Source organism: Parasulfuritortus cantonensis (genome assembly GCF_004337445.1).
GTDB classification, from domain to species: Bacteria; Pseudomonadota; Gammaproteobacteria; order Burkholderiales; family Thiobacillaceae; genus Parasulfuritortus; species Parasulfuritortus cantonensis.
The window spans coordinates 52,863-73,283 of the sequence record NZ_SJZB01000049.1; the positions used below are offsets into that span (position 1 = coordinate 52,863).

A 20,421-nucleotide genomic window follows, 5' to 3' on the forward strand; every position below is an offset into this window, starting at 1 on the left:
CCCGCCCGGGCGGGAACCCGGTTGCCGTTCGCCCGGGAAGCGGGCAAGCTATGCCCGAGGCCGTGCCGGGTTCGGCACCTCATCAGCGGTTTCCACATGGGACAGCGCCGGGCGCCGCCCGGCATCGGAGGTAACAAGATCATGACCAAATCATCGCGTGGCATGCGTTCGCTGCTTGCCGTCCTGCTGCTTGCCGTTTCCGGATGGGCGAGCGCCCAGATGTCGTTCGGCAGCATCGTCGTCTTCGGCAGCAGCCTGTCCGACCCGGGCAACGCGTTCTCCCTCCTGGCGCACCCGGTCGACGGCCTGAGCCTGGACGGCAGCGTGATCCACAATACGCCGCCCTACGACGCCCTGGACGAGTCGCTCGTGCCCGGCGCGCCGTACGCGCGTGGCGGCCACCACTTCAGCAACGGCGCGACCTGGATCGAGCAGTTCGCCCAGGGCCGGGGCCTGGCCGGCGACGTCGCGCCGGCCTTCCGGAGCGGCAACGGCAAGGCCCGCAACTACGCCGTCGGCGGCGCGCGGGCGACGAACTACGACGACCGGGTGAACCTGCCGCAACAGGTGGATGCCTTCCTGGGCGACGTCGGCGGCGCGGCACCGGGCGACGCCTTGTACGTCATCGAGATCGGCAGCAATGACATCCGCGACGCCCTGGTGAGGTTCCTGACCGTCTATCAGACCAGCGGCGGCGACCAGGCCCAGGCCACGGCGGCGGCGAGCGCCGTCATCACCGATGCCCTTGGCCAGATCGGCTATGAGATGCAGCGTCTGAGCTACGCCGGGGCGCGCAAATTCCTGGTCTGGAACGCGCCGAGGATCGCCCTGACGCCCGCCGTGCGGGCCTTCGGGCCGCTGGCGCAGGCGGTTGCCGACAGCCTCACCGATGGCTTCAACTACGGCTTGGCCAACAACGTGCTGACCCCGCTCGGCGGGCTCGGCATCGAGATCGCCCAACTGGACATCAGCAGCCACATGACGGCGATCATCGCCGATCCGGACAGCTACGGCCTGAGCAACGTCACCGACGCCTGCGTGACGCCCGGCCTGGCGCCGTTCACCTGCGGCCAGCCCGACGGCTACTTCTTCTGGGACGGGATTCATCCGACCAAGGCGATCCACGCGGTGATCGGCAACCTGACGGCCGCCACGCTGGCCGCCTATCCCGGTCCGTAACACCCGCGCTGGTTCGCGTGCGCGGCGGCCGCCCCTGCCCCCGGGCGGCCCGGCGCCAGGGGCGGGTATTTGTGCGCATGCTATGTTGAAGTAGCTTCGCGGCGGCAAGTCGGCCGGGCCGGCGCCGGCTGGCCGCCGGGTCGTCCGAAGATAGCGAGAGAAAGGGGACGCCATGTCTGGCCTGCGCAATCTCAGCATCCGCCTGCAGTTGGCACTGCTGCTCGTCCTGGTGATCGGCCTGTTCTCGGTCGCCTCCCTGGTCAGCTACCGGGCGCTCAGCCAGGCCAAGGGCGACTTCACCCGCTTCATCACCGAAGACCAGTCGCTCCTGCTCAATTACACCGAGCTGTACGCCAATGGCCTGCAGATGGGCCAGGCCCTGCGCAACATCATCCTGGACCCCGCCAATCCCAAGGCCTACCAGAACTTCGCCAAGGCGGCCAAGACCATGGACGACCTGCTCGCCGCTACCCAGCCGCTGGCCGTCGCCCACGGCGACGACGCGGCGCGCGGCCTGCAGAGCATCGTGGCCATACGGGAACGTCAGAAGGGGCTCCAGGAGCAGGTCATGGCCTTGGTCAAGGCGGGTGACTCGGAAGCCGCCAAGGCCCTGTTGAACGACCAGGAAACCCCGACCTGGCGCGAGATGCGCGGCCTCCTGCTGGATGCCATCAAGGCGCAGAAGGCCTATATCGAGACGCGCGACCGCACCGTCCAGAGCGGCGTCGCCGGCGCCCAGACCACCAGCCTGGTGTTTTCCTCCCTGGCGGTGCTGGCCGGGCTCGCGGTCGGCCTGCTGATCCTGGCCAACATCGTCGCCAACCTCAACCGCCTGGACAACTCGATCGCCGCGCTCAGCCAGGGCGAGGGCGACCTGACCGCGCGCCTGCCGGGCGACGGCGGCAGCGAGCTCGGGCGCGCCGCCGCCAGCTTCAACCGATTCATCGGCGGCCTGCAGGACATGGTCAACGCGATCAAGGCGCATGCCGGGCAACTGGACGGGCTGTCCTCGCAACTGGCCGGCACCTCCGCCGACCTGCGCCAAGCCACCCACAACCAGGCCGAGGCGGTGGCCTCGACCGCCGCCTCGGTCGAGCAGATGTCCGCCAGCATCACCTCGGTCGCCGACGGTGCCGACCGCATCCAGCTGGTCTCCCAGGACAGCGCGCGCTACTCCGACGAGGCGCGCGCCCGGATGGAACGGCTGGGTAGCTCGATGAACGGCGTGCGCGAGGCTGTCCAGGGCGTCGCCGGCTCGGTCGACCAGTTCCTCGAGAGCACCCATCGCATCATCGGCGCCACCCAGCACGTCAAGGACATCGCCGACCAGATCAACCTGCTGGCCCTCAATGCCGCCATCGAGGCGGCCCGCGCCGGTGAACAGGGGCGCGGTTTCGCGGTGGTCGCCGACGAGGTGCGCAAGCTGGCCGAAAAGACTGCCTTGTACGCCAACGAGATCAACTCCATCACCACCGAACTGGGCGGCCGCTCCGGCCAGGTCGAGGCCTCCATCCAGGAAGGGCAGGCGGTCCTGGACACCAGCGTCAAGTGCGGCGAGACCGCGGTGGGCAGCATCGAGCAGGCCCACGGTGCCGTCATGGAGGCCAGTCGCGGCATCGAAGGCATCGCCGCGACCACCCGGGAGCAGTCGCTGGCCAGCAGCCAGATCGCCGCCAACGTCGAACGCCTGGCCGACGTCGCGGCGCACACCGAGGAGGCGATCCGGCAGTCCGACCGGACGGTCCAGGAGATGCGCCAGCTCGCCCAGGCCCTGAGCGGCACGGTATCGCGCTTCCGCAGCTAGGCGGCGGTCAGAGCAGGCGCTGGATCACCGCGCCGGCCAGCATCAGTCCGAACAGGGGCGGCAGGTAGGAGATGGTGCCGTTGACCGCACGGGCGCGTCCGTGCGAGGTCGGTTCGGGCGGCCGTGGCGGCCGGCCGGGTTCGTCCGAGTAGACGGTCAGGATGCCTTCCGTGATGCCCAGGCGGCGCAACCGGTGGCGCACCTCGCGCGCCAGGGCGTCGCCCTGGGTGCGGGCGATGTCGGCGATGCGCACGCGGCCCGGGTCCAGCTTGTTGCCCGCCCCCATGCTGGCCGCGACCGGGATGCCGCGGGCGTGCGCGGTGGCGATCAGGGCCACCTTGCAGTTGAGGGAATCGATGCAGTCGACGACGTAGGCGGCGTCGGCCGGCAGCAGGCCGGCGACGTTGTCCGGATCGATGAAGGTATCGAGCACCTCCAGGGCGCAGGCCGGGTTGATGTCCCGGATGCGTTCGGCCATGACCTCGGTCTTGCGCCGGCCGACGGTGGAGAGCAGGGCCGGCAGCTGGCGGTTGATGTTGGACAGCGCGACGTCGTCCATGTCGACCAGGGTGAGGCGGCCGACGCCGGCGCGCGCCAAGGCCTCCGCGCACCAGGAACCGACCCCGCCCAGACCGGCCAGGAAGACGTGGCTGGCCGCCAGGCGCTCGACGCCGGCGCGGCCGATGAGTATCTCGGCGCGTTCGAACTGGGCCGGGATCATGACACCAGGCCGGCCCCGACGATGCCGGCGAACACCGCGGCGCCGAACCAGTTGTTGTGCAGGAAGGCCTTGAAGCAGGGACCGCCCTCGCGGCCGCGGATCAGGGTCCAGTGATAGCCGGCGATGCCCGCGGCCACGGCCAGGCCGGCATAGTACGGCCAGGCCAGGCGCAGCGCGTCGCCGACGTAGGCGAGCAGGCCAAGGGTCGCGGCATAGCAGAACATGACGGCGGCGACGTCGTAGCGGCCGAAGGTGATGGCCGAGGTCTTGATGCCGATCTTGAGGTCGTCCGGACGGTCGACCATGGCATATTCGGTGTCGTAGGCGACCGCCCAGAAAATGTTGGCGAGCAGCAGCCACCAGCCCACGGCGGGCACGTTGCCGAGGTGGGCGGCGTAGGCCATCGGGATGCCGAAGCCGAAGGCGATGCCGAGGTAGGCCTGCGGGATGGCGAAGAAGCGTTTCGTGAACGGGTAGCTGGCGGCCAGGAACAAGGCCACGACGGCCAGTTCCAGGAGCAGGAGGTTGTCGAGCGCGAGCGGCAGGATCAGCAGCAGGGCGAGCAGCGACAGGCCGGCGGCGAGCAGCAGGGCTTCCCGGGTGCCGACCTTGCCGGCCGCCATGGGGCGGTCCTTGGTGCGGGCGACGTGGGGGTCGAAGTCGCGGTCGGCATAGTCGTTGATGACGCAACCGGCCGAACGCATCAGCACCGAGCCGAGCATGAACACCCAGACGACCAGCCAGTCCGGCCGGCCGCCGCCGGACAGCCAGAGCGCCCACAGGGTGGGCCAGACCAGGAGCAGGATGCCGATGGGCTTGTCGAGGCGCATCAGCTTTTCGTAGAGGGCGAGGCGGGCGAGCAGATTCATGGTCGGATGACGCTGGGTAGGAAGACCTCGGTGACCATCAGTCGATGGCCGGCGAGGGCGAATTGCGACCGGCGTGCCCACAGGGCGGCGGCCGGCTCGGTCAGATAGGGGGCCGCCGCCAGATAGAGCGGGTGGCGCCGGCTGACACGGCGGAAGGCGAGCGGGAAACGCTCGACGCGCGGGTCGGCGAACAGGGTGGCCCCGAGCGACTGGTTGCCCAGGCCGGCCAGTTGCCGCCAGGGACCGCGCAGACAGGCCGAGGGGATGACGGTATGGGCGTAGACCAGCGGCACGGAGCCGGAGCGGAGCAGGACTTCGCGGACCAGGGCGCGTTCGTGGCCGCCCAGGCCGAGCGGGGCGACCTCGTCACGGTAGGGCAGGTCGAAGGCCTGGCGCAGGCGCCGTACGTTGAAGTCCGGGAAGCGTGAACTGAGCAGGCGGGTCAACGAACCGTGGTGGATCAGCCAGGGCCGCCAAGGCGCCATCGTGCTGGTGGCTAGATGCCAGTTCGTCATGCCTGCCCACGTCTGTCGAGAAGCTGTTAATTATGACAGATGCGGCGGCCCGGCGTCCGCCCGGCCGAGGCGATGGCGGCCGGGCGGCGGGGTTCGCCCTAGCGCAGGTAGACTTCGACCCGGCGGTTCTTCACCTCGGCCGTCTCCGGCGGCGTCTGCACCAGGAGTTGGCGTTGCCCGAAGGATTCCACCTCCAGGTGTTCGATGCCCGCATACGCGGCACGAATCCGCTTGGCGACGTAGTCGGCGCGTTTCTGGGCCAGCTTGTCGTTGAATTTCTCCGTGCCGACCGTGTCGGTATGGCCCTGCAAGGTCAGTTCCGGCAGGGGCCGGTCGTGCAGGTCGGCGAGCAGGGCGGCCAGCGCCTGCTCGGAATCCGCGTTCAGCTTGGTCGAGCCGGTCTCGAAGAACAGGGTCACGTGGCTGGGCAGGGGCGGACGCGCGTCCAGGGCGGCGCCGAAGTCCTGCCGCACCTGCTCGGCTCCGGCCTCGAACGTGGCGTAATTGCCCGGGTCCATGCGCAGCGCCTCGAGATTCTGGTCCAGGACGGTCGTGCCGTGCGCGTCGGTGACCATGATCTTGCCGGTCTTGCCATCCGGGTTTTCCAGCAGGACGACGTAGGTCCGCGTGGGCAGGCCGGCCTGCTTGGCCTCGGCCAGGGTGGTCAGCAGGGTCCCGAAGTCGCCCGTGATCTGCCCCGGCGTGGCGGTGAACGGGGCGTAGGAGTAGCCGTCCATGAGCATGGCCCGGCCGGGTTCCTCCAGGCGGTAGCTGCGCTCGCCGACGCTCACGCCCAGGTAGCCGGCCGCCTGGCCGGCTTCCGGGGCGAGCAGCACCACATATGAGTGCGACAAGGGCGGCAAGCCTTGCTGCAGGATCTCGTGCATGGCCGCCAGGGCGGCGCCGAAGTCGCTCTGGATGCGGTCGTCGCTGACCCGCGGCACGGTGATGAAGCCGCGTTCGACCTGGCCGCCGAAGCCGGCCGCCGGAATGCCGTAGACGCCGTCGGCATTGTGAATCTGGGCGCGGTTGTCTTCCGGCACTTCACTGGGCAGCGGGTTCTGCAGGACCACGACCTCGGTGCCGGCGAGGGCGGGGACGGCCAGGCCGTACAGGGCCGTGACAAGCAGGGCGCGCAGGCGCGCCGACAGGGTAGGGCATGACGTGGGCATGTCGGGCTCCCGGTTACTGGTTGTCGACCTTGATGGCGAAGTGCGAACCGCGTACGCCGACGCTGCCGGTCGGGGTCTTCAGCATCACGCCGCCCGGGTTCTGCTTGGCGATGGCGCCGGCCAGGTAGGCCAGGGTGCCTTTCTCCAGGGTGGCGTCGAGCTTGAACTCGCCATGGCTCGGGGCATAGGCGTAGTCGACCAGGCTGAGCGCGCTGCCCGGCCCGACCGAGAGCACGGTATTGTCCTTGAACACGATGCCGAGCGAGGCGCCGGAACCGGTTTCGATCCGGGTGCCGGCGCTCACCGGGGCGTCGGCCGCCGCCGGGCTGCGCTGGCCGTCGACGGTCAGGTAGGCGTCGCCGTGCAGGGCGCGGACGTAGCCGGCCACGTCGGCGGCGAGGACGGAGCTGGTACTTAGGCCCAGCAGGATGATGGCCAAGGCGAGTTTGCGGGTGTTCAAGACGGTTTCTCCTCTGCGGGCTGCAACGAGGCAGCAGTAATTGACGGCGACCGACCGGCACATCGTGTGCCCGCCGCGCCTGCTTGCCCAGGGCTCCTTGTTCGCCATCCGAATAGTTGAATGAAATGGCATGTTTTTTCGAGTAATAATACATAAAACGGTCCCGTGTCGATATCTCAAGATCGCCAGGGGGTGTGTCCCAACCTGACGCGGCGCCGAGCCCCTGACGAGTCCTCCATGACCCTGCCCAAACCGAACCCGGGTTGGCTGATCCCGATTGCGGCCGTCCTGGCCGGCATCGCGCTCTACCTGATCGATCCGCTGCCCCTGCAGGGCCTGCGCAACAACGTCTTCGACCAGTACCAGCGCTGGAAACCCCGCCAGTACGAGCCGGTCCCGGTTCGCGTCATCGACATCGACGACGAGAGCCTGGCCCGGCTCGGACAATGGCCCTGGCCGCGCACCCGCATCGCCGAGCTGATCGACCGCCTGCGCGCCGCCGGTGCCGCGTCCATCGCCTTCGACGTCATGTTCGCCGAGCCGGACCGGACCTCCCCGTCCGCCATCGAGAAGGTCTGGCGTCCGGATGCGGACCTGAGCCGCCGCCTGGCGGCGCTGCCCGACCACGACGCCGTGCTGGCCCGCACGCTGTCGGCCGGCGGCGTCGTGCTCGGCCACGCCCTGTTGCGCAAGGGGACACCGCCGGCCCACTTCGCGACCCCGTTCCGGGTGGTCGAGGTGGGCGGATCGCCACTGCCCTACCTGCCGGCGTTCCAGGGCACGGTGGCGGCGCTGCCGGAACTCCAGGACGCCGCAGCGGGCAATGGCGCGATCACCTTCATCCCGGATTCGGACGGCGTCGTGCGGCGGGTTCCGCTGCTCTTCGACCTGGGCGGCAAGCCGATTCCCTCGCTGGTCGCCGAGGCGTTGCGCGTCGGTCAGGGGGCGCGCAACCTGATGGTCAAGACCGATGCCGAGGCGGGCACCGGCATCCAGTCCGTACGCATCGGTGCCTTCGAGGTCCCGACCAATGCCTCCGGCCAGGTCTGGGTGCATTACACGCGTCCGGTCGCCGGCCGTTACATCCCGGCCTGGAAGGTCTTCGCGGGGCAGGTGCCGGCGGCCCAGCTGGAGGGCCACGTGCTGCTCGTCGGCACCTCCGCGCAGGGGTTGATGGACCTGCGCTTCAGCCCGCTCGGCGGTCTGATTCCGGGGGTGGAAAGCCATGCCCAGGCGATCGAGGAGATCCTACTCGGCAGCCACCTGTCGCGACCCAACTGGGCGCCCGGCCTGGAGATGCTGGGCATCCTGTTCGGCGGCCTGCTGGTCGGATTCATCGGCCTGTCGGCGGGGGCCATCCTGTCGGCGGCGGCGGCAATGGTCACCATCACCGTCACCGGGGCCGCCAGCTGGTACGCCTATGCCGAGCACGGCCTGCTGCTCGATCCGGTGACCCCGGCGCTGGTCCTGCTCGTCATCTTCATCCTGGCCAGCATCCACCACCACGCCACCGCCGAACGGCGCCAGCGCTGGGTCAAGCGCGCCTTCTCGCGCTACGTCTCGCCCAACCTGGTGAGCTATCTGGTCGACAACCCGAACCACCTCGAACTGGGTGGCGTGCGGCGCGAATGCAGCTTCATCTTCACCGACCTGGCCGGCTTCACCAACCTGATGGAGAAACTCGACCCGGCCGAGGCGGTGGCCCTGCTGAACGACTACCTGGACAGCATGATCCACATCGCCTTCGAGCATGACGGCACCCTCGACCGCATCGTCGGCGACGCCGTGGCGATCATGTTCTCGGCGCCCGTCGAGCAGCCGGACCACCGCCAGCGGGCGATGACCTGCGCGGTCGCCATGCACCGCTTCGCCCAGCGCCACGCGGCCGCCGCGAACGCGCGCGGGGTCCCGTTCGGGGCCACCCGGATCGGCATCCATACCGGCGAGGTGACGGTCGGCAACTTCGGCGGCTCGACCATATTCGACTACCGGGCCCTCGGCGACCCGGTCAACACGGCCTCCCGCCTGGAGAGCGTGAACAAGCAGCTGGGCACCCTGGTGTGCGTGTCCGAGGCGACCCTGTCCGGCTGTGTCGGCACGGTGGCGCGGCCGGTCGGCAAGCTGGTGCTGAAGGGCAAGAGCCTGCCCCTGATGGTCTACCAGCCCCTCATCCCCGACGCCGGCGAGTCGGCGCCGCCGGATCCCGAATACGAGGCCGCCTATCGCCGGATGGCGGCCGGCGACCCCGCCGCCCTGGCCACCTTCGAGGCCCTGGCCGAGGCGCGTCCGGACGACCCGCTGGTGCGTTTCCACCTGGGCCGTCTGCACAAGGGCCAGACCGGCGACGTCATCACCTTCACGGAGAAATAACCGGCTCCGCCAGCGCGTTTCGGCTGGCGCGCTTATTGCGTAGTTTTACTGTCATTCTTCCGGCTAGGAGGCCATATGCAGTCGCCGATCCAGACGTACCTCGAAAACCTCCACGGCCGGATCGCCGGCCTCGACGACGGTGCCCTCGCCAGCTACATCCCGGAGCTGACCAAGGCGGACCCGGCCTGGTTCGGCATCTGCCTGGTCACCCTCGACGGCGTGGCCTACTCGGTGGGGGATTTCTCGCGTCAGTTCACCATCCAGTCGATCTCCAAGCCGTTCGTCTACGCCACCGCGCTGGCCGACCGCGGCCGCGACTTCGTGCTGAGCAAGGTGGGCGTGGAGCCGAGCGGCGATGCCTTCAATTCGATCAGCCTGAATCCCCAAACTGGTGCGCCGCTGAACCCGATGATCAACGCTGGTGCAATCGCCACCGCCAGCCTGGTCGCGGGCGACACGCCGGAGGCACAATGGCAGCGCATCGAGAGCTCGATGTCCACCTTCGTGGGGCGCGACCTGAGCGTCGACGAGTCGGTGTACCGCTCGGAGAGCGAGACCGGCTTCCGCAACCGGGCCATCGCCTGGATGCTGAAGAACTTCGGCATCATCGACGGCGAGCCGATGGCTTCCCTGGAGAACTATTTCCGGCAGTGCTCGGTGCTGGTGGATTGCCGCGACCTCGCCTACATGGCGGCCACCCTGGCCAACGGCGGCGTCCATCCGCTCACCGGCAAGCGCGCGCTGCCGGCCGAGCACGTCGAGCGGGTACTCAGCGTCATGGCCACCTGCGGCATGTACGACTACGCGGGCAGCTGGCTGTACGAGGTCGGCATGCCGGCCAAGAGCGGCGTCGGCGGCGGCATCATCGCCGTGCTGCCGGGGCGTTTCGGCATCGGCATCTTCTCGCCGCGCCTGGACGAGAAGGGCAACAGCGTGCGCGGCATCGAGGTCTGCAAGCAGTTGTCGCGCGACTTCCACATGCACGTGTTCAGCCATGCCGGCCACCCGGCCATGGCGCTCGGGCGCGTCTACACCGGCGCCGATGCCCCCTCGCGGCGCCAGCCGGGCGCCGAGATGCGCGCCTGCCTGAACGCCCAGGCGCACCGCATCAAGTACCTCAGCCTGCACGGCTTCCTGGCCGTGGACGGCATCGAATACGTCATCCGGCGCATGCGGGAGATGGCGCCGGACACGCACAGCTTCATCCTCGACATGCACCAGGTGGCCGGGATATCGGAGAGCGCCGCGCGTCTGCTCAACCAGGCCCGGCGGCAATTCGCCCGCGACGACATCGCGGTGGTGTTCTCGCGCATCCACGAGCGGCCGGCCATCATCGAGCCGTTGCGCAAGTCGGCCGGGCCGGACGACCACGGCTACCTCAGCTTCGAGGACAACGACCTGGCCGTGGAATGGTGCGAGAACCGGCTCTACGGCGGCGCCGCCCATTACGCCGACCGGCTCGGCTCCCTGGCCGAGTCGCCGCTCTTCGCGGGGGTGCCGGCGGAGCTGATGGCGCAGGTGGAGGCGGTGACGGGCACGGCGTCGTTCGCCGCGGGCGATGCCATCCTGGTGACCGGCCAGGCCGGCGACGGCCGCATCTTCTTCATCGAATCCGGCCAGGTCAGCATCCTGGTGCCGCTCCAGAACGGCGGCCACCAGCGCATCGCCTCGCTCGGCCCGGGCATGAACTTCGGCGAGATGGTGCTCCTGGGCCAGACCACGCGCAGCGCCTCGGTGCTCGCGGACACCGAGGTGAAGTGCTGGATACTCGATACGGAGAACCTCGACCGGGTGGCGGCGGAGGCGCCGCAGCTGAAGATCGCGCTGTTGGAGAACCTGGCCCGCGACATGGCCAGCAAGCTGCGCCGCGCGACCCAGTGGATCAGCGCCCTGGCGTGAGCGGGAACGACCGGGCCGGCGTTGACCGGCCCGGCCCGGCCGGCGCCTGGATCAGTCGGTCTCGACCTTGACGACGAAGTGGGTGCCGCGCACGCCGATGGTGCCGGTCGGGGTCTTCACCGCCACGGCGTCCGGCTTGATCTTGGCGATGGCTCCGGACAGATAGGCCAGGGTGCCCTTGGCCAGGCTGGCGCCCAGCTTCAGGTTGCCCTGGTTGGGGGCGTAGACGTAGTCGTCGACCGTCAGCTCCGTGTCGGGGCCGAACGACATCACCGTGTTGTCCTTGAAGGTGACGCCCAGGGAGGCGCCGGAACCCGTCTTCAGGACGCTGCCGGACTGGACCGGCGTGCCGACGGCGGCCTTGACCGGTTTGCCGCCGGTGACCACGTAGGCATCCCCCTTGACCGTTTTGACGTAACCGACGACGGCATCGTCGGCCAGGGCGGGGACGGAGAACAACAGCAGGGCGGCAAGGGCGAGGGCATGGCGCATCGGGGTTTCCTCCTGGGACGGTCGGGCGTGAGTTATGTGTGTCGGTAAAAATACCATATTTCCCGCGCCGGCAATCACCGCGTTCCGGGGGGGCGTCGGCGCCGAGATAGTGCAGGACCATGACCGTGATGTCGTCGGACTGGTCGGCGGCGCCGGCGAAGTCGGTCACCGCGGCGGTCAGCGCGGCGACCAGGTCGGCCGGCGCGGCGCCGGCCGGGCAGGCGTCCAGGGCGGCCTGCATGCGCGCCTGGCCGAACAGTTCGTGGTCGGGATTCTCGGCTTCGGTGACGCCGTCGCTGTAGAGGACCAGGCGGTCGCCCGGCTGCAGCTGCAGTTCGGCGCCCTGGTAGCGTACCTCGGGCAGCATGCCCAGCAAGGCGCCCTTGGCCCCGGCCGCGGCCTCGAACGGGCCGCCGGCGCGCGACAGCAGGGGCGGCGGGTGGCCGCCGTTGAACAGCTGCAGACGCCCGGTCCGGGTGGCCAGGATGCCGACGTACAGGGTGACGAACATGTCGGCTTCGTTGCCTTCGCACAGCTGGCGGTTGAGCGCGGCCAGGAACCCGGCGTCGGGCACCCCGCGGCCCGACTGGGCGCGCAGCAGGGTGACCGTGCGCATCATGAACAGGGCCGCCGGCATGCCCTTGCCGGAGACGTCGCCGACCGCGATCAGCAGATGGTCGTCGTCGACCGGGAAGGCGTCGTAGAGATCGCCGCCCACCTCCTTGGCCGGGACCAGGTGGGCGTGCACGTCGACCTGCGGATGGCGCGGGAACAAGGGCCGATGGTGCGGCAGCAGGCCCATCTGGATGTCGTGGGCGGCGGCCAGTTCCTTCTTCAGGTTCTCGTAGGTCAGGTGTTCCTCGATGGCGCGCACCATGCGTTCGCTGTTGGCGCGCAGGCGTTGCGCCACCAGGCGGGTGAGGTTGCGCATCACTGCCGGCAGGCCGGCCAGATGGCGCCAGAAATCGTCCTCGTGCACGGCCAGCACCTCGCTGGGGCCGATCGAGTAGACGTGGGCCGAGGTTTCGTGGCCGTCCAGGATGGACATCTCGCCGATGGCCTCGCCCGGTTCGATGGCCATGCCCTGGCGCGAACGGTCGCCGGGCAGGAAGGCGGCCATGCGGCCGCTGAGCAGGATGTAGAGGTAGTGGTTGGCCCGCCCGGCTTCGATCAGGCGCTCGCCGTCGGCCAGGCGGATGTGCCGGCCGGCCGCCAGGACGCGCTCGACCCGGCGTTCGCTGACGCCCTGGAACAGGGGGATGCGGTGGCAGTCCACGACGTCCTGGCCGTCAGGGCCGCCCGGGCGCGGCCGAATCGACCGGCAGGGCCAGGTGGAGGACGTTGCGGTCGGCCTCGCGGCGGTATTCGAAGCGGCTGCTGTACTGGCGCATCAGGCGGATGCCGAGGCCGCCCGGCTCGGCCTCGGCCAGGCTGCCGGGTACGGCGGCCGGGACATGCGCGGTGGGGTCGAAGGCCGGCCCGTCGTCGGCCAGGGTGACGCGGATCTCGCCGTCGTCGAGCCTGCAGGTCAGCTCGATGTGGCCCGGCCGGCCGGGCGCGCGGGCGTGATCCATGACGTTGGTGACCGCTTCCGTGAGCACCAGGTCGAGCCGGAAGGCCGCGGCGGGCGGCAACGCCCAGCGCTCGGCAAAGGCCTCCAGCCAACTGCCGAGGTCGGCCAGCCCGGCATGGTCGTTGGCCAGGACCAGACGTTCGCTCGGGTCCTGGTCGGCCGGCACGGCGGGGCTCCGCCTCACTGGCCGAGATTGGCCAGCGCGGACGCCTCGTCGGCGTAGAGCGGGATCAGGTTGTCGATGCCGGCGGTCTCCAGGGCCTCCTTGACCATCGGCTGGAGACCGTACAGGGCCATCTTGCCGCCCCGGCTGGCCTTGGCCTTGGCACAGGACAGGAGCAGGCGCATGCCGATCGAGGCGATGAAGTTGACGCCGCTCATGTCGACCACGACGTTGTGGCCATCGGTGGTGGTCAGGCTGGTGAAGCGCAGGTCGACCTCGCCGCTCCCCTTGAGGTCGAGACGGCCGTTCAGGAGGATGCGTTTGGTTTGCCCGGGAAGTTCGTCGAAGGCGATGTCCATCGTACTTTTACCGCATGGTTGGGATTAACCGCGATGCTACTGCAATCGGCTCATGCCGATGCGGCAGGGCGAGAAATTTCACATTACTGTAACAGATCGGCGCCCACCCGGCGGCTCAGGCGTGCAGCCAGTCGAAACCGTGCGGCAGCCAGCGCGCCAGGTGCCGGCGCGCCGCGGCGGCGTCGTCGTGCAGGAGCCGCTCGGCGGCGCTGCGGGCGGCCTCGAGCAGGTCCAGGTCGGCCTCGAGGTCGGCGAAACGGAGCAGCGGGGCGCCCGACTGGCGGGCGCCCAGGAACTCGCCCGGGCCGCGCAGGGCAAGGTCCTCGCGGGCGATGGCGAAGCCGTCCTGGCTGTCCTTGACGATGCGCAGGCGCCGGCGCGCCGTTTCCGAGAGCGGCTCGGCGTAGAGCAGCAGGCAGGTCGACTCGCGGCCGCCGCGGCCGACCCGGCCGCGCAGCTGGTGCAGCTGGGCCAGGCCCATGCGCTCGGCGTGCTCGATCACCATCAGGCTGGCATTGGCGACGTCGACGCCGACCTCGATGACGGTGGTGGCGACCAGGATGTCCAGGCCGCCGGCCTTGAACTCGGCCATCACGGCCGCCTTCTGGTCCGCCTTCAGGCGCCCGTGCACGAGGCCGACGCGCAGCTCGGGCAGTTCCGCCGCCAACTCGGCGTGGGCATCGATGGCGGCCTTGAGGTCCAGCTTCTCGGACTCCTCCACCAGGGGGCAGACCCAGTAGGCCTGGGCGCCGGCCGCGCAGTAGTCGCGCAGGCGGGCGACGACCTCGGCGCGCTTGGCCTCGCCGACCACCCGGGTGGCGATCGGTTTGCGGCCGGGCGGCAGCGCGTCGATGACCGAGACGTCGAGGTCGGCGAAGTAGCTCATGGCCAGGCTGCGCGGGATCGGCGTCGCCGACATCATGAGCAGGTGCGGCACCACGGCCGCGTCGGCGCCCTTGGCGCGCAGGGCGAGGCGCTGCTCGACGCCGAAGCGGTGCTGTTCGTCGACGATGGCCAGGGCCAGGTCGCGGAACGCCACCTCGTCCTGGAACAGGGCATGGGTGCCCACCGCGACCGCGGCGCGGCCGTCGGCGAGGGCCGCCAGGCTGGCCTGCCGGGCCTTGCCCTTGAGGGCGGCCGCCAGCCAGACCACCTCGATGCCGAGCGGCACCAGCCATTCCCGGAATTTCAGGTAGAGCTGCTCGGCCAGTATCTCGGTGGGCGCCATGACCGCGGTCTGGCGGCCGCTGCCGACCGCGACCAGGGCGGCCAGCGCGGCGACGCAGGTCTTGCCGCTGCCGACGTCGCCCTGGAGCAGGCGGTGCATGGGGTAGGGCCGGGCCAGGTCGGCGCGGATCTCGGCCAGCACCCGGCTCTGGGCGCCGGTGAGCGGGAAGGGCAGGTTGGCGAGCAGGCGCTCGGCCAGGCCGGCCTCGGCGAGCACCGGGGCCTGCCGGCGCCGGCGCTGTCCGGCGTACAGGCGCAGGGACAGTTGCTGGGCCAGCAGCTCGTCGAACTTCATGCGCCGCCAGGCCGGGTGGCTGCGCCGTTCCAGGCCGGCGACGTCGTCTTCCGGTCCGGGCGCGTGCAGGCGCCGGAGCGCGTCGGCGAACCCCGGCAGGCCGAGCCGGGCGCGCAGGGGGTCGGGCAGGGTCTCGTCCAGGTCGGCGGTGGCCAGGACCGCCTCGACGGCCTTGCGGATGCGCGCCTGGGCCAGGCCGGCGACGGTCGGATAGACCGGCGTCAGGGCGCCGGCCAGGGGGGCGTGTTCGGCGACCATGCGCCAGCGCGGGTGGATCATCTCGGCGCCGAAGAAGCCGGGCCGGAGGTCGCCGTACAGGCGCAGCCGGACGCCCGGACGCAGCTGGGCCAGCTGGTTGGGATAGAAGTTGAGCATGCGGAAGTGGAAGGGCGCCTCGGTCCCGGCCTCGCGCAGGCTCACCAGCAGTTGCCGGCGTGGCCGGTAGAGCACCTCGGCACGCTCGACCACCCCTTCCAGCAGGGCGCTGCGCCCGGGCGCCAGGTCGGCGATCCGGCTCAGGCGGGTCTCGTCCTCGTAGTGGATGGGCAGGTGCAGCAGGAGGTCGTCGGCCGCCTTGTAGCCCAGCTTGGCGTGTACCGGCGGGGTGGCGGAGGGCCTGGCCACGCGTCCGTCCCTAGCCGGGCAGCCGGCGCGCGACCACGGCCTGCAGCAGCGCCAACTGCTCCAGGATGCGGTCCTTGAGCCGGAACAGCTCGCCCAGACGGCGCCGCGCCTCGGCGTTCCGGCCGCCGGCCTGCAGCCCGGCGATCTCCGGGCCGAGCCGATGCACCTCGCGGTGCACGCCTTCGAGGGCACGGAACTCCGGCAGGTCGCCGTAGCGGGCCATGCCCTGGCCGTAGTACCAGTGGCCGAAGCGGCAGCGATGATGGTCGCTGAGCTCGTCGGCACGGAGTCCGAGTTCGCCACCGTCCAGGTGGCCGGCGAGTTCGCGCACCCACTTCAGGTGGTCGTACTGGGCCACCAGGAGCGGGAAGTCGACCATCTCCCAACGCGCGTCGGCCCAGCGCGCCCATTGCGGGTCGGGCCGGAACTCGGCCAGCCAGCCGGGCACCCGCTCGGCCGGCATGGGCCGGGCGATGCCATAGCCCTGGACCACGTCGCAGCCCAGGCGCATGAGCAGGACGCCCTGCTCGGCGCTCTCGACGCCTTCCGCGACCACCTGGCGGCGGAACGCCGAGGCCAGGCCGATGACGCCCTCGACCAGCGCCAGGTCGTCGCCGTCGTCGAGGATGTGGCGCACGAAGGACTGGTCGATCTTGAGCACCTCGGCCGGGATTTCCTTGAGGTAGGTCAGCGAGGCGTAGCCGGTGCCGAAGTCGTCCAGGGCGAAGCCGATGCCGAGGCCGCCGCAGGCCTCCATCACCTGGCGCACCCGGGCCGTGTTTTCGAGTGCCGACGACTCCAGGATCTCGAGTTCCAGGCGGTCGCGCGCCAGGTCCGGGAACTCGGCCAGGCAGGCGTGCAGGGCGGCCAGGAAACCGTCAGCCAGCAGTTGCCGGGCCGCGACGTTGACGCTCACGGCGAGGTCGAGGCCGGCGGCGCGCCAGGCCGCCATCTGGGCCAGGGCCCGGCGGATGACCCAGGTGCCGATCTCGACGATCAGGTCGTCGTGTTCGACCTGGGGCAGGAACTCGCCCGGCATGACCAGGCCGCGTTCGGGATGGCGCCAGCGCAGCAGCGCCTCGAGGCCGACCATGCGGCCCTGGCGCAGGTTCACCTTGGGCTGGAAGTGCAGCTCCAGCTCGTCGTCGCGCAAGGCCTGGCGCAGGCGGCCGACGACGTGCCGGCGGCTCTGGACGCGCTGGTCGCGTGCGGCGTCGAACAGGTTGTAGCGGCCGCGGCCGTCCTGCTTGGCTTCATACATGGCCTGGTCGGCGTGCCGGAGCAGGGTCTCGGTGTCGGCGGCATCGAGCGGATAGACGGTGACGCCCAGGCTGGTGCTGACGCCCAGGAGACGGCCGTCGACCTCGCAGGGTTGCGCGGTGAGCGCCAGGATGCGGGCCAGGATGTCCTCGACGGCGTCCATGTTCGGCAGCGCGTTGGCCAGGATGACGAACTCGTCGCCACCCACGCGGGCCACGGTGTCGCCCGGGCGTGCCGGCGCCCCGGGCTCGGCGACCCGGGCCAGGGTATCGTCGGCGCGCAGGATGCCGCGCAGGCGGCCGGCCACCTTGCGCAGGAGGTGGTCGCCGGTCGGGTGGCCGTACTGGTCGTTGACGGCCTTGAAACGGTCGATGTCGAGGCAGATCACCGCGACCAGGCGATTGTCCGCACGGGCGCGCGCGACGGCCCGGTCCAGGCGCTCGATCAGGGGTGCCCGGGTCGGCAGCTCGGTGAGCGGATCGACCTCGACCGGCGCGGCCGGAGCGGCCGAGAGGACGAACAGGTAGCGGCGTTCGGCACCCTCGTCGATACGCAGCGCCCGCACCGCCTGGCCGCCCGCCGAGCTGCCCTGCCAGCGGCCGGTTTCCGCCAGGGCTTGACGGACCGCCGGGACGGGCAGCGCCGCGGCGGCGCCGAAGGCCTCGATGGCCAGGCCCCGCGCGCCGGCCGGATCGAGGCCGGCGAGGTCGGCGGCGACGGCGTTGAGTTCGAGCAGGCGGAAGCCGGCGTCGGCGATCAGGATGCCGTCGCGGCTGAGTTCGAGCAGTCCGGCCAGGAGGGACGGAGAGGCCGGGGCGGCCATGCCCCGGTCAGCCGAGCACCAGGACGGCGTCGGCCTCCACGAGGGCACCCTTGGGCAGGCTGGCGACGCCGACGGCCGCCCGGGCCGGGTAGGGTTGGCTGAAATAGCGCGCCATGGTCTCGTTGACCAGGGCGAAATGGCCGAGGTCGGTCAGGAATACGTTCAGCTTGACCACGTCGCCGAGGCTGCCGCCGGCCGCCTCGGCGACCGCGGCGAGGTTGCGGAACACCTGGTTCACCTGCGCCTCGATGCCCTCGGCCAGCTGCATGGTGGTCGGATCGAGGCCGATCTGGCCGGACAGGTAGACGGTGTCGCCGGCGCGCACGGCCTGCGAATAGGTGCCGATGGCCTGGGGCGCGGCCGGGGTGGCGATGATCTGCTTGTTCATTGATCCTTCCTGACTGGGTTGTGGACACCGCGCACGCCGCCCTTCAGGCGGGTGATCCGGCTGACCTCCTGGATGCTGCGCAGGGCGCGCATGAGGCGCGACAGGTGGACCCGGTTCTGCACCTGCACGGTGAAGTAGAGGTTGGTGTAGTTGCCGCTCTCCTCCTCCATGTGCACGTCGTCGATGTTGGAGCCCTCGGCGGCGATGGCGGCGGCGACCTTGGCGAGGACGCCACGGGCATGGGCGGCGGTGATGCGGATGCTGACGTCGAAGGTCTTGTCGAGGTCGGGTTCCCATTCGACGTCCACCCACTTGTCCGGGTCGTCGCGGTAGTGGCGCACCTGGGGACAGTCGTGGGTGTGGATGAAGAGGCCCTGTTCCTTGCGGATCTGGCCGATGATCGGGTCGCCCGGGATGGGCTGGCAGCACTTGGCCAGACGCACCGCGACGCCTTCCGAGCCGCGGATCAGGATCGGCCCGGCGGCGCGGTTGTCGTCCTCGCCTTCGCGGGCGAGCAGCTGGCGGGCGACCATGACGCCCAGCTTCTTGCCCAGGCCGATGTCGATGAGGACGTCGCCCTTGCTGCGCCCGCTGGTCTTGAGCAGTTGTTCCCAGCGTTCCTCGGGGACGTCCTCGGGGTGGGCGCCGAGGCCGCGCAGGGCCTGGTTGAGGAGTTGCTGGCCGAGCATCTCGGATTCGTTGCGGTGGGCGTGCTTCAGCGCGCTGCGGATGTGCGCGCGGGCCTTGCCGGTGACCGCGAAGTGGATCCAGGCCGGGTTGGGCCGGGCCGACTCGGAGGTGATGATCTCGACCCGGTCGCCGTTCTTGAGCGGCGTCGACAGCGGCATGTAGTCGCCGTTGATGCGCGACGCCACGCAGTGGTTGCCGATGTCGGTGTGCACGTTGTAGGCGAAGTCCACCGCGGTGGCCTCGCGCGGCAGGGCCATGATCTTGCCCTTGGGCGTGAACACGTAGACTTCGTCGGGGAACAGGTCGACCTTGATGTGTTCGAGGAATTCCACCGAGTCGCGGCTGTCGGCCTGGATGTCGAGCAGGCTCTGCAGCCACTGGTGGGTCATGCGCTGGGCCTCGGTCAGGCCGACGTCGCCGGCCTTGTACATCCAGTGCGAGGCGACGCCCTCTTCGGCCAGGCGGTGCATCTCGCGGGTGCGGATCTGGACCTCGACCGGGGTGCCGAAGGGACCGAACAGGGTGGTGTGCAGCGACTGGTAGCCGTTCGCCTTGGGGATGGCGATGTAGTCCTTGATCTTGCCCGGGATCGGCTTGTAGAGCGCGTGCAGCGCCCCCATGGTCAGATAGCAGGTCGGCACGTCGTCGACGATGACCCGGAAGCCGTAGATGTCGAACACCTCGGTGAAGGCCAGGTGCTTCTCCTGCATCTTGCGGTAGATGCCGTACAGGTGCTTCTCGCGCCCGTACACGTCGGCCTTGATGCGGCTCTGCTCGAGCTTCTGGCGGATCGCGTCGTTGATCTTCTCGACCAGCTCGCGGCGTTCCTGGCGCGAGGCGGCGACCGCCTTCTCGAGCACCCGGTAGCGGGTCGGGTGCATGTGCTTGAAGGCCAGCTCCTGAAGCTCGTGGTAGACCACGTTGAGGCCCAGGCGGTTGGCGATCGGGGCGTAGATGTCGAGGGTCTCCTGGGCGATGCGCTGGCGGCTTTCCGGGCTCATCGCGTCCAGGGTGCTCATGTTGTGCCAACGGTCGGCCAGCTTGATCAGAATCACCCGCACGTCGCGCGCCATGGCCAGCAGCATCTTGCGGAAGTTCTCCGCCTGGGCGTGGCGCTTGCTCTCGAACTGGAGCTGGTCGAGCTTGGTGACCCCGTCGACCAGGCCGGCCACGGCGTCGCCGAACTGGTGCCGAATATCCTCCCGGCTGACCGCGGTGTCCTCGACGACGTCGTGGAGCAGGGCGGCGGCCAGGGTCTGGGCGTCCATGCGCCAGCCGACCAGGGTCTCGGTCACCGCCAGCGGGTGGGTGATGTAGGGTTCGCCGTCCTTGCGGAACTGGCCCTTGTGGGCCTGGGAGCTGACCTGGAAGGCCCGGCGCAGCAGGTCGGCCTCGTCGGGACGCAGATACGGCGCGATGTCGGCGACGTCGGCCGGCGACGTCTGGCCGCCCTCGGGGGCGGCCGCCAGCGCCCGGCTGCGCGCACGGGCGAATCGCGGGTGGGGTTCCTGGACCGAGCGCGGCATGACCAAGGGCCC

General features: G+C 70.2%; 16 protein-coding genes and 1 pseudogene. 4 read left to right on the forward strand and 13 right to left on the reverse strand.

Annotation, left to right across the window (positions count from 1 at the left end; all coding sequences use genetic code 11):
• Positions 1-141 precede the first annotated feature (141 nt).
• On the forward strand, positions 142-1,179 hold the full coding sequence (locus EZJ19_RS14115; protein WP_131448676.1) for an SGNH/GDSL hydrolase family protein: 1,038 nt from the start codon (positions 142-144) through the stop codon (positions 1,177-1,179).
• 172 nt (positions 1,180-1,351) lie between these two features.
• On the forward strand, positions 1,352-2,983 hold the full coding sequence (locus EZJ19_RS14120; RefSeq protein ID WP_131448678.1) for a methyl-accepting chemotaxis protein: 1,632 nt from the start codon (positions 1,352-1,354) through the stop codon (positions 2,981-2,983).
• A gap of 7 nt (positions 2,984-2,990) precedes the next feature.
• On the opposite strand, the gene EZJ19_RS14125 is transcribed toward EZJ19_RS14120, so the two are convergent.
• From EZJ19_RS14125 to EZJ19_RS14145, 5 genes are all read right to left on the reverse strand, one after another.
• A complete protein-coding gene (locus EZJ19_RS14125; RefSeq protein ID WP_131448680.1) occupies positions 2,991-3,704 on the reverse strand; it encodes a tRNA threonylcarbamoyladenosine dehydratase in 714 nt (237 codons plus the stop codon).
• The gene (gene ubiA, locus EZJ19_RS14130) at positions 3,701-4,573 is read right to left on the reverse strand and encodes a 4-hydroxybenzoate octaprenyltransferase (protein ID WP_131448682.1); all 873 of its coding nucleotides are present in this window, start codon (positions 4,571-4,573) and stop codon (positions 3,701-3,703) included. Before ubiA ends, EZJ19_RS14125 begins: the two co-directional genes overlap by 4 nt.
• On the reverse strand, positions 4,570-5,088 hold the full coding sequence (locus tag EZJ19_RS14135; RefSeq protein ID WP_131448684.1) for a chorismate--pyruvate lyase family protein: 519 nt from the start codon (positions 5,086-5,088) through the stop codon (positions 4,570-4,572). Before EZJ19_RS14135 ends, ubiA begins: the two co-directional genes overlap by 4 nt.
• Before the next feature lie 98 nt (positions 5,089-5,186).
• A complete protein-coding gene (locus EZJ19_RS14140; protein ID WP_131448686.1) occupies positions 5,187-6,260 on the reverse strand; it encodes an OmpA family protein in 1,074 nt (357 codons plus the stop codon).
• Between the two features lie 13 nt (positions 6,261-6,273).
• Positions 6,274-6,720, reverse strand: a complete 447-nt coding sequence (locus EZJ19_RS14145) for a FecR family protein (protein ID WP_131448688.1) — start codon at positions 6,718-6,720, stop codon at positions 6,274-6,276.
• 237 nt (positions 6,721-6,957) lie between these two features.
• Here EZJ19_RS14145 and EZJ19_RS14150 point away from each other — a divergent pair, with 237 nt between their 5' ends.
• Positions 6,958-9,090, forward strand: a complete 2,133-nt coding sequence (locus EZJ19_RS14150; RefSeq protein WP_131448690.1) for a CHASE2 domain-containing protein — start codon at positions 6,958-6,960, stop codon at positions 9,088-9,090.
• Between the two features lie 75 nt (positions 9,091-9,165).
• Positions 9,166-10,989 carry a glutaminase A gene (gene glsA, locus EZJ19_RS14155; RefSeq protein ID WP_131448692.1) on the forward strand — a complete coding sequence of 608 codons (1,824 nt, stop codon included), beginning with the start codon at positions 9,166-9,168 and terminating at the stop codon, positions 10,987-10,989.
• A gap of 51 nt (positions 10,990-11,040) precedes the next feature.
• On the opposite strand, the gene EZJ19_RS16825 is transcribed toward glsA, so the two are convergent.
• The 8 genes and pseudogenes from EZJ19_RS16825 to EZJ19_RS14190 all read right to left on the reverse strand — a co-directional run bounded on the left by EZJ19_RS16825 (position 11,041) and on the right by EZJ19_RS14190 (position 20,409).
• Complete coding sequence (locus EZJ19_RS16825) at positions 11,041-11,538, reverse strand: FecR family protein (protein WP_420813138.1); 498 nt, start codon at positions 11,536-11,538, stop codon at positions 11,041-11,043.
• A 64-nt stretch (positions 11,539-11,602) separates the two neighbouring features.
• Positions 11,603-12,757, reverse strand: a pseudogene (locus EZJ19_RS16830) (PP2C family protein-serine/threonine phosphatase); the annotation flags it as partial.
• A 13-nt stretch (positions 12,758-12,770) separates the two neighbouring features.
• Entirely contained in the window at positions 12,771-13,220 is a 450-nt protein-coding gene (locus EZJ19_RS14165; protein ID WP_165873588.1) for an ATP-binding protein, read from the reverse strand.
• A gap of 14 nt (positions 13,221-13,234) precedes the next feature.
• On the reverse strand, positions 13,235-13,576 hold the full coding sequence (locus tag EZJ19_RS14170) for an STAS domain-containing protein (protein WP_131448698.1): 342 nt from the start codon (positions 13,574-13,576) through the stop codon (positions 13,235-13,237).
• A gap of 115 nt (positions 13,577-13,691) precedes the next feature.
• The gene (recG, locus tag EZJ19_RS14175) at positions 13,692-15,722 is read right to left on the reverse strand and encodes an ATP-dependent DNA helicase RecG (RefSeq protein ID WP_131448700.1); all 2,031 of its coding nucleotides are present in this window, start codon (positions 15,720-15,722) and stop codon (positions 13,692-13,694) included.
• Between the two features lie 10 nt (positions 15,723-15,732).
• Positions 15,733-17,805 (reverse strand): EAL domain-containing protein, encoded by a 2,073-nt coding sequence (locus EZJ19_RS14180; RefSeq protein WP_131448702.1) that lies wholly within the window; start codon positions 17,803-17,805, stop codon positions 15,733-15,735.
• Between the two features lie 7 nt (positions 17,806-17,812).
• Positions 17,813-18,193 (reverse strand): RidA family protein, encoded by a 381-nt coding sequence (locus tag EZJ19_RS14185; protein WP_131448704.1) that lies wholly within the window; start codon positions 18,191-18,193, stop codon positions 17,813-17,815.
• Positions 18,190-20,409 carry a RelA/SpoT family protein gene (locus tag EZJ19_RS14190; RefSeq protein ID WP_131448706.1) on the reverse strand — a complete coding sequence of 740 codons (2,220 nt, stop codon included), beginning with the start codon at positions 20,407-20,409 and terminating at the stop codon, positions 18,190-18,192. The genes EZJ19_RS14185 and EZJ19_RS14190 overlap by 4 nt, the downstream gene beginning before the upstream one ends.
• Positions 20,410-20,421: the final 12 nt, after the last annotated feature.